The organism is Microcoleus sp. BM001215392 (assembly GCF_036700185.1).
GTDB lineage: Bacteria > Cyanobacteriota > Cyanobacteriia > Cyanobacteriales > Microcoleaceae > Microcoleus.
Genome location: NZ_JAUBOJ010000015.1, coordinates 32315 through 41730 on the forward strand (window position 1 = coordinate 32315; position 9416 = coordinate 41730).

At 44.2% G+C, this 9416-nt stretch carries 9 protein-coding genes; 2 read left to right on the top strand and 7 right to left on the bottom strand.

Features of this window, described 5'->3' with window-relative positions; translation table 11 throughout:
• Window positions 1-108: 108 nt before the first annotated feature.
• Together QT974_RS03485 and QT974_RS03490 are read right to left on the bottom strand one after the other, a co-directional pair.
• Complete coding sequence (locus tag QT974_RS03485; RefSeq protein WP_333467131.1) at window positions 109-1431, bottom strand: 3-isopropylmalate dehydratase large subunit; 1323 nt, start codon at window positions 1429-1431, stop codon at window positions 109-111.
• Window positions 1432-1719: 288 nt separating this feature from the next.
• The gene (locus QT974_RS03490) at window positions 1720-1974 is read right to left on the bottom strand and encodes a hypothetical protein (RefSeq protein WP_333467132.1); all 255 of its coding nucleotides are present in this window, start codon (window positions 1972-1974) and stop codon (window positions 1720-1722) included.
• A 91-nt stretch (window positions 1975-2065) separates the two neighbouring features.
• Between QT974_RS03490 and QT974_RS03495 the strand changes: the two genes are divergently transcribed.
• Complete coding sequence (locus tag QT974_RS03495) at window positions 2066-2197, top strand: hypothetical protein (protein ID WP_333467133.1); 132 nt, start codon at window positions 2066-2068, stop codon at window positions 2195-2197.
• 5 nt (window positions 2198-2202) lie between these two features.
• Here QT974_RS03495 and sfsA read toward each other — a convergent pair whose 3' ends face one another.
• Together sfsA and QT974_RS03505 are read right to left on the bottom strand one after the other, a co-directional pair.
• Window positions 2203-2937 (bottom strand): DNA/RNA nuclease SfsA, encoded by a 735-nt coding sequence (gene sfsA / locus QT974_RS03500; protein ID WP_333467134.1) that lies wholly within the window; start codon window positions 2935-2937, stop codon window positions 2203-2205.
• 408 nt (window positions 2938-3345) lie between these two features.
• On the bottom strand, window positions 3346-4050 hold the full coding sequence (locus tag QT974_RS03505) for a glutathione S-transferase family protein (protein ID WP_333467135.1): 705 nt from the start codon (window positions 4048-4050) through the stop codon (window positions 3346-3348).
• 179 nt (window positions 4051-4229) lie between these two features.
• Between QT974_RS03505 and murJ the strand changes: the two genes are divergently transcribed.
• Window positions 4230-5843: a murein biosynthesis integral membrane protein MurJ gene (murJ, locus tag QT974_RS03510; protein ID WP_333467136.1), complete on the top strand. Its 1614-nt coding sequence runs from the start codon at window positions 4230-4232 to the stop codon at window positions 5841-5843.
• A gap of 110 nt (window positions 5844-5953) precedes the next feature.
• Here murJ and QT974_RS03515 read toward each other — a convergent pair whose 3' ends face one another.
• The 3 genes from QT974_RS03515 to QT974_RS03525 form a co-directional block, all read right to left on the bottom strand.
• Window positions 5954-6898 carry a hypothetical protein gene (locus QT974_RS03515; protein ID WP_333467137.1) on the bottom strand — a complete coding sequence of 315 codons (945 nt, stop codon included), beginning with the start codon at window positions 6896-6898 and terminating at the stop codon, window positions 5954-5956.
• Window positions 6899-7733: 835 nt separating this feature from the next.
• Window positions 7734-7961 (bottom strand): hypothetical protein, encoded by a 228-nt coding sequence (locus QT974_RS03520; protein ID WP_333467138.1) that lies wholly within the window; start codon window positions 7959-7961, stop codon window positions 7734-7736.
• Between the two features lie 159 nt (window positions 7962-8120).
• Entirely contained in the window at window positions 8121-9140 is a 1020-nt protein-coding gene (locus QT974_RS03525) for a hypothetical protein (protein WP_333467139.1), read from the bottom strand.
• Window positions 9141-9416: the final 276 nt, after the last annotated feature.

The following is a 9416-nucleotide window of genomic DNA, read 5'->3' on the forward strand; positions in this document are numbered from 1 at the left end:
CCGGGTACTACATCTCGTAGGGTGCGCACTGCGCACATTCCAGTGGCCTCCGGGTGCGCAGTGCACACCTTACATCTCGTAGGGTGCGCACCTTACATCAGCTACTTTCTAACGCAGGAATTCGCGCGGATCGGTGACGTGTCCAGTCAGCGCCGAAGCGGCCGCCGTGTAAGGCGAAGCGAGATAAACTTGTGCTTCTTTGTTCCCCATCCGGCCGGGGAAATTGCGGTTAGTTGTAGACACGCAAATTTCCGGTTCGTTCATGCGTCCAAAAGTGTCTTTCGGGCCGCCCAAACAAGCGGCGCAAGAAGGCGCTGCGGGTTCGATGCAGCCGGAGGCTAAGAAGATTTCCGACAGCGTTTGACCGTCGTATTTTGTCACAAACAAATCTTCGTAAACTTTCTGAGTTGCTGGTACTAAATATGTCGGAACTTTGACTTGATTTCCTTTGAGAATGCGGGCGGCACTCAAAAAGTCGGAGGTTTTGCCGCCGGTGCAGGAACCGATGTACACTCGATCGATCTTGACATCGCGGCAGTTGCGGGCCAAGTCGCGGTTGTCGGGGGAGTGCGGTTTGGCGACGACTGGTTCTAATTTGCTGACATCGTAGCTGCGATCGCTATAAAATGTAGCATCCGCATCAGTGTAAAATGCCTCAAACGGCACATTAGTGCGAGGATTAACGTAATCAAAGGTAGTTTTGTCGGCAGCCACGGTGCCATTTTTGCCGCCAGCTTCAATTACCATATTGCACAGCGTCATCCGTTCTTCCATCGTCAAACGTTCGACTGTATCGCCCGCAAATTCCATCGTCCGGTAGTTAGCACCGGCAACGCTAATATCACCAATAATCTGCAAAATCAGGTCTTTTGCTAACAAATAATCTGGCAGTTCGCCGTTGAGTACAAAGCGCATACTTGCGGGAACTTTAATTAAAAGTTTGCCGGTTCCCATGATAAAAGCGGCGTCTGTGTTGCCGATACCGGTCGCAAATTGTCCGAAAGCGCCGGCATTGCAGGTGTGGGAATCTGTACCAAAAAGCACTTCGCCGGGGCGCGTGTGGCCTTCTTGGGCGAGGGCGATGTGACAAACTCCTTTATAGTCGGGATTTGCTTTAAAGTCCGATCGATCTGTGATGTCGTAAAAGTATTTTATCCCTTGTTCTGCGGCAAAATCGCGGAGAATATCGACGTTGCGGTTAGCGCGTTCATCGTTGGTGAAAATATAGTGGTCGGGAATTAAGACGATGTTGTCGGGATTCCAGACTTTAGCATTCTCGCCGAATTCCCGTTTGAAAACGCCGATGGTGCCCGGCCCGCAGACATCGTGGGTCATCAATACGTCTGTTTCTACCCAAATGTTTTCTCCGGGCTCAACTTTAGTGCGGCCGGATGCTTTGGCCAATATTTTTTCGGTCAGGGTCATTCCCATAGTTCGATCGCTCTTTTTGGTGAGATGCTACATACTGTATTGTAAGCGAAACATTCGCTGTTACTGAAGATAGAACTTAAAGAAATAGCAAAATTTCTGTTTTAGTGTCAATGTCTGTGCCGTGTTGCAGAATGATTAAATTCAAATCAATTCAAGTGAATTATCTTGAATTTGCCAAATTATTTAACCCATTCAATCGCAAGTTGGCATACCAATCAACTCAATTGTAATTTTGGGGGAGAGCATAAATTATAATAATTGATTTGAGCAGCCCGAACGATATGAAAGTCAATTTTTGTGTTGATTGTCATTGCTTTGAGCCAGCTCCACATACTCGATCGCCGACGGTGGGTGTTCAAGGATTGGAGCGATGGTTGTGTCCTGAGTCCGAGGATGCTGAACCAGATTCCGGCAGAGGTAAATCACCCAGGATTCAGCAAAATTTACCAAATACTCACACAATTTGAGCAAATGTTCGATCGCTTGGAGCGATTTTTTTGGCTGTATTGGCTTTTTCTGTTTTGGTGTTTGCCAAACTACCAAACTAATGTAATAATTACATATTGCATCTTGAAGTGCAGAACATGGGTTATAGGTAATTTAATCTGTTGTCACTGTTTTAAAGTCGGCGGGAATGAAAGTCGGTGAGGTGCTACCTTTGATTGGCATCATTACAGGAGAAGTTTCTCAGTCCCAACTAGAAGGATTCAAGATTATAACTGGCGTCGTTTATGTCGAGATAGATGCAGAAATGCAGGCAATTTAAATTAATCATTGAGGGCTTGGGAAATCCATTTTTGCTAAGCCCAAATATCGGAGACCTTCGGGAGTTACGTCAAATCGGCAAGGCAAAACTTCCACACCTTCACTGATGGCTTGTCTGAACAATTCTCCGTAAAGGCGATCGGCACTATCGCCCGGAGCAAAATCCGTACAATCGCCGCGATTAATAAAATACAGCATTACAGCCCTCGAACCCTGCCGCACCACTTCGATCAATTCTCTTAAATGTTTCTGTCCCCGTTCTGTGACTGTATCGGGAAATAAAGCTAATGTATCTTTTGCCCAAGTTGTATTTTTAACTTCCAAAAAAATCGGTTTTTCCCCACCAGTCAGCCAAAAATCCACTCGACTCTTTTGCTCTTTTCCATAAACAACTTCCGGCTTAATTAAACTGTAATTGCCCAACTCAGGAAACAAGCCTAATTCCAAAGCTAATTTAATTACTCGATTTGGCAGCCCAGTATTAACTCCTACCCAAGTTGGGACAGTATCGCAAACTTTAATTAATTCCCAAGTATAAGCCAACTTGCGTTTGGGATTGTCGCTGGGAGAGACTAGCACTGGATTTCCGGGAATCAAAACACCAGTCATCGGGCCGGTATTCGGACAGTGGGCGGTGATGATTTCTCCCGTATCTAGTTCGATTTCGGCGAAAAATCGCTTGTATCGCTTGATGAGAGTTCCGGGCAAAAGAGGGGGATATTTGTAAATTAAGTCAGCCATTGGATTTTAGATTTTAGATTTTGGATTTTGGATTTATGAAGTAGTAGGGACACCGCACCGTGTCCATTAGTATCAACTTAATCTGAAATATTGCTGAACCTCAAATACCGCCAGGGGTTTAAACCCCTAGCGTCGGGCGAAAGTCCTCTAAAAGAGGACTGAATAATTCATGAAACTTCTCAAGAAATTAGATTTTAGCTTAGGCTTGACTTGGGGTTTGAGTTTTTTGGGAGATATCTATTAGTCCTTTTGAGAGGACTGTCTTCTTTGAGGCAGGGGTTTCAACCCCTGCCGGACTGCTGGTGTTACCTGGTTGTTGACACCAATGGCGGAATGCCTTGTCCCTACGGGGATAGAACGATCTGAGTTATACTTGATAAACGTGAAATCTGCTGTATTAGCGATCGGTTATTTATCTTCTTTCCTCAACTCATTTATCTCATCATTTAAAGGCTGATTTGTCTTACCTTTCATCAACTGTTTCATCTGCGCTTTAAAAGCTTCCAACAGTTCGGGACTGGCTTGTGTTTGTTGCCAAGAAGGGCGGGAATTTAAGCGATCGCACCAAGCCTGCAATTTGGGGTAATTTTCCAAAGACAGGCCTAGTTCGGGCAGCCAAGGCACGGAAACACCAGCCACAACATCCGCGAGGGTAATCGTGTTGCCACCAAAAAAAGCTTTATCGCCCAACAACTTCTCAAAAAACCTCAGTACCGCCGCCACTTGCAGCGCAGATTTTTCCAGATTCTCGGGTTCGCCTGCGCCGCCGAAACTCTGGCGGACAAAGGGACTCAGCGCTGGTGTCAATTCGTTGACTGTGACCGTTTGTACCATGCGGACGATCGCCAAATCCCGAGCATTCTGTGGCAATAGTGCGATCGCGGGATACTTAGCTTCCAGATAATCCAGAATAGCCAGAGTTTCTATTATATGAAAATCGCCATCAGCCAAAACCGGAACGTGGTGAAAAGGGCTAATCGTCAAAAAATCTGGTTGAAACTGATCGCCGTTTAAATTCAGCGCCACCAACTCAAACTCAATCTCTTTTTCCAGCAAAGCAATCCAAACGCGACGAGCATTAGTAGACAGCGGATTATAATAAAGTTTCAGCAATTGTCAAATCTCCTAAAAGTCAAATTACTAAAATGTTGGCAGTTACTAGAACGAATTAATGCCAAAAAATCATAGCACGAAACCCAGATACATAGAAAAATTCATAATTCATGTTACGATCGTCCAGATTTGCTATTAAACTTAGCGAAGCCTTTTAGCACTAGCGTTTGTAACCATTTGTGTCTGAAACCCAGAAGCCCTCTCGTTCCCTAGCAGGGATTGCCGGCATTGTCGCAGTCGCCACTCTGATTAGCAAAGTCTTTGGATTGGTACGCCAAATTGCGATCGCCGCAGCCTTTGGAGTCGGTGTCGCCGTCGATGCCTACAACTACGCCTATGTTATCCCTGGTTTCCTATTTATTTTGCTCGGAGGCATTAACGGGCCGTTTCACAGCGCGATCGTCAGCGTTTTATCTCGCCGCGACAAAAAAGAAGCTGCACCCTTAGTAGAGACAATCACCACCTTAGTTGGTGGCATATTGCTGTTGGTAACAGTCGCTTTAATTATTTTTGCCGATCGGGCGATCGATTTAGTAGCACCGGGATTAAATAGAACACCCGAAGGTTTTGAAATCAAAGCAATAGCCGTCCAACAATTTCGGATTATGGCGCCGATGGCATTACTTTCCGGCTTAATCGGCATTGGTTTCGGCACACTCAACGCTGCCGATATGTATTGGCTTCCTTCGATCAGCCCTTTATTTTCCAGCGTTGCACTTGTCGGCGGTTTGGCGATTCTCGCAATGCAACTCGGAGACAAAATAACTCAGCCACAATACGCACTAATCGGCGGCTTAGTCTTAGCTTGGGGAACTTTGGCGGGAGCAGTTTTGCAGTGGTTGGTGCAACTGGTGGCGCAGTGGCGCGCAGGCTTGGGAAAATTGCGTTTGCGGTTTAATTTTAAACGCCCCGGAGTGCAAGAAGTAGTTAAGGTGATGGTTCCTGCTACCTTATCCTCGGGAATGCTGCAAATTAATGTCTATACCGACTTATTTTTCGCATCCTACATCCCTCAAGCTGCATCTGCCATGGGTTACGGCGGCTTGTTAGTGATGACTCCTTTAGGCATCATTTCTAATGTAATTTTAGTGCCATTTTTGCCAATTTTTTCTCGCCTTACCGAACCCCAAGACTGGCCGGAATTAAAAGATAAAATTCGTCAAGCTTTAATTTTGACCGGGCTGACGATGCTGCCCTTGAGCGCTTTAATGGTGACACTGGCTACACCCATCGTCCGCATTGTTTACGAACGCTATGCTTTTAATCAGTCAGCCTCGCAGTTTGTCATACCGATCTTGATGGCTTACAGTATTGGAATGTTTGTTTATCTTGGTCGCGACGTTTTGGTGCGGGTATTTTACGCTTTGGGAGACGGAGAGACACCTTTTAAGGTCAGTATTATCAATATCTTTTTGAACGGACTGCTGGATTATTTGCTAGTAGGAGCTTTCGGTGCTCCCGGATTAGTTCTGGCGACGGTGGGAGTAAATCTGATTTCGATGATTATGTTTTTGTACTTATTAGATAAAAAGCTGGGGGGTCTGCCTTGGGGAGAGTGGAGTTTGCCTTTTCTAGGGTTGGCTTCGGGTAGTTCTCTGACTGCTTTCGCTGCTTTGGCTACTCTGCGCGGCTGTCAAATAGTTTTGGGTACTGAAGGTTTGGTAATTCAAATAGTGCAGTTGAGTTTGGCAAGTGTCGTAGGGTTGGGAGTTTTTGCTCTGTTTGTCAATCAGATGAAGTTGCCGGAAGTTGAGATGTTTGTCGATCGCATTCGCAGTCGTTTTGGGAAATAATATCTTCTCTGTCCGCATCTAAATCATGTTTTAGAAATGGAACAGCGCAGAAGATAATCCAAAAAGTCTCGATATACAGACAAGACTTCCTGATTGGGGAAGTTGACTTGCTAGGAACCGAAAGCCTCGTGAATGTTGCCGTAGTCGTTAATGGTATACTCTAGTTGCAGCATCAAGCGGGCTTTCTTGATTGGCTGCGTTCCTCTGTGAAAGCAAAGGGGATTTTCTACAAACCCAAAACCAGCTTTGCCGCAGATATTTATCACATTTCGATCGCCGTAATGTTCAACAATCTTTTCGTCATCGATATCTGCACACCGCGTACCTATAACTTGGTGCATCAACTTTTTGCCTTTGTGAGTTCCAGAAACATAAGTGTGTGGCCCGCTGAACATATCGACATCGGTAAGGTAGAAAAAAAACTTAATGAACCGATAGTCGTCTAAATCGTAGTGAAAGACTTGGGCTGCTTCGCGTTGCTGGACGTGGTTTTCGGCTGGAACTGGGAAACTCCACGATATTTCGCTTCCCATATGTACTGGTTCGGCACCCAGAAATTTAGCTGCAATAGCTAGTATACCGGCGTCTTTTTCCAATCTTTTCAGGGTTGAGGACTGTTTTCCGTTGCTCATATAGCTGCAAACGCGGGCGTTTTTAGGTAAGTCCACACCCATTTGTTCTGTTCCCGTGCAGCGCCAGGGACGCTGGGAGTCTCTGTTAATGTAGCCAACGGTAGAACCGGCAAATTTAACAAGTTCTTGAACTACGTCTTCAGGTAGCTGGAGACCTTGATAGCAACTGTCACTTTCGATAGTTGCTGCGATCGCACCTACATCCAATTTTCCCAAAATTGAAGCGTATTCTTGACTAATTTCGCGAGATTGAGTTGGACGCTTCAACAATATCGTCGCCCAGTCGCGTACAATCTCGAAACGAGCTAACTTTCGCATCAAAAACAGTCGGGGGTCTTGTATCAGACATTGATAGTTTTTGAGGCAATAATTTGCAAGCTTGTACCAGAATTTTTCCGATTTTTGAATCACTGTTGTGTTCATAATTTGCGGTATTTTTGTGAGAAGTCTGTTAGTGTAGCTTGCACCTTGGATGTTCGATCAGTCTTTATTTCCAGCAAGACTGAGTAAATATTGATGATTGTAGCTGCGCACCCCATCTCATATTGTGAGATTGTTAACGCTCTGGTGAATGGAAAAAAATCGCTGAGACATACACTCTGATTGCTTTCATTTCTAGATAGCTTACGAACCGAACTTTCTATCGATCTGGCAACCCAAAAAAACGTTAACGGCACTTAATATCATATCACAACTACTTCGTTATTCACACAAATTTTTTTTCTTTAAATGAGTGTTGCTTTTAATACCTCTGTAAAGTTAAGTTCGGCTAAAGTGAATACATTGACTTAGGCTTATTTGCCGCGATATACCGCTAATAAAACCTCACAGCAATGTGTTGCTTTTATTTTAAGAAAATTGCAGGTTGCGCGCGCAACTTCTTGAAAATGTTAGCTCTAGCTAAATAAATTTGGCTTGGGGCAGTTATCGAGGAAAAATGAGAGTAAAAAACGAATGCAGAGATTGCTTCGAGTTCTGGATGGCTACGCTAAGGATGAGAAGCGATCTCGGATAAAAAGCATTGAATATCGAGTATTGCATTGTCAATAAATAGGATTAAAAAAAAAGAGAGTTTGAGGCTTAATAATCGTCAAAAATAGATACTAAATAAGATAATTTTATCTCGTTTGTCGCTACCAAAATAGAGTAAAAGGTTCACAAAAAAGAAAATATTTCACAACTCATGCTAATTAAATATAAAATTTAACACAAAATCTTTATGTTTGAATCTTGTGATAGTTTGCTGGTTGGATCGATATTAATCTAAGTAATTCACCAAGTTTTGAGATTTAATTTCATCGCAATTTACACAAGTAATTGTGTCGGGTAAAGGTTGCCTCTTAGTACAGTCTACCAGTTCCTCATACTTGTGGCAGAAAGCAGTCAATCCTTGCTGTTGCAAACTAACAGCCTTGTAGTCTCGTCCTTCACTAAGCTGTTGCGCACTTAAATTGTAGATGCGGGACGCTCCCGAAACCCATCCCACTCATGGTTTTTGCTACTGTCACAGTTGTCTCTGAGTCATCGGTTGGTTTCTATATTTTAGACAGTTTCCTCTTCCTCTCTCAAGCATTTCTACTAATTACCTGACTGAGATCCTCCCGCACTCGCATTGCGAACGAGGGAACCGGGGATTTAATATGACTTAGGATTTTTTGAGCGCTTCCTTGATGTCTAGCTCCAAAAATCTATCCAATCCTAAATACATCCAATAAAGAGATAACTGAGCATCACTGTTAGTCTTTTGAAACCCCAAAGCTAAGCTCATTTTTTCGTACATTGGGTGAATCATTAGCGTGTGCAAATCGCAAAGATTGGGAAAATCTTTTTTCATTTCAACTAAAACTTGCTGTATGTGTTCCAGGAAAACAACCCGGTATTCTTCCAAATATTGCGCATCGATCATCCAACTCCGCACAAATACTGACTGGCAATTTTCATCTCCCGGAAGTGCCATCTTAAAAGGATCTATTTCAGCAGAAATAGAACTTAGGTGCAGGCTTTTACTGGGTGCGTTAAAAAAATTAACTTCTGATTCGGCTGCGGTGGGATAAAGTAAGAAAAAGCCGACAGGATGTAGGTTGTCGCAGCGGCGCAAAACTCCCATTCCTTTTGCATATTTGCCAGCTAAAATCCGGAGAATTTTAGCAATTTGGTAGGGAACTGCATGAGTGCTGCGGTTCATCCAGTTGTAATTAATTGCTAGTAAATTAGCCACGGGGATGGTGTCGCACCGAGGGTTAAAATCATCTAATTTGAGTTTGACTGACTTTTCGGGCTTCGGGGGATCTAAAATTTCTGGGATGGGTTGAATTTGAATTGCTGTAGCGTTTCCGTCAAAGTGTTTTTCGATCAATCCGAGTGCTTCTAGTTTATCTAACATCATGCCGGCGGCGCGATCGCTCCCGCGATCGGAATCCGAGTAAAATAGTTCTGCTGCTTCCCGGTGAGTGCACTGCACCTCTGCTGGTAGCAATTCCAGTTTCGCCAGCGGCGGTTTGAGGCGGGGCTGGCTTTCCTGAAGCTGTTTCACTGATAAGTAAATCCAAAGCCTGACAAAGCATTCAGCCCTAGTGCGAGTGACGCCTACTCGTTTCATCAATAGCGAAACAGCGGCGCGGCGCTGAGATTGAGAATACCAAGCATCTAGTGAAGCAATATCCATTTCAGTCGGGAAGCAGGGAAGGAACTCTAGTTATATTTTGGCTTAATTTTCCCAAAAACTTCACCCTGCTTCACTTTACTTGTTGCCGCTGTTGCTGAACTTGTCTGATTTCCCCTGACTCTACAATACAACTGGTTGCTCGTTGCAGGTTCAGTGCTTCACAAAGCACAATCAATTTTAGATATTTTCGGGCTTGATTTAAGTATGTCGTTCAACAGTTGACAGTTGACAGTTGACAGTTGACAGTTGACAGTTTGAGAGCGACCTCTACCCTTA

Bases quoted from the DNA above. Each gene is read 5' to 3' on its own strand.
- QT974_RS03495 (WP_333467133.1), top strand. From the start codon at position 2,066: ATGAAAGTCGGTGAGGTGCTACCTTTGATTGGCATCATTACAGGAGAA.
- sfsA (WP_333467134.1), bottom strand. From the start codon at position 2,937: ATGGCTGACTTAATTTACAAATATCCCCCTCTTTTGCCCGGAACTCTC.
- QT974_RS03515 (WP_333467137.1), bottom strand. From the start codon at position 6,898: ATGAACACAACAGTGATTCAAAAATCGGAAAAATTCTGGTACAAGCTT.
- QT974_RS03485 (WP_333467131.1), bottom strand. From the start codon at position 1,431: ATGGGAATGACCCTGACCGAAAAAATATTGGCCAAAGCATCCGGCCGC.
- QT974_RS03525 (WP_333467139.1), bottom strand. From the start codon at position 9,140: ATGGATATTGCTTCACTAGATGCTTGGTATTCTCAATCTCAGCGCCGC.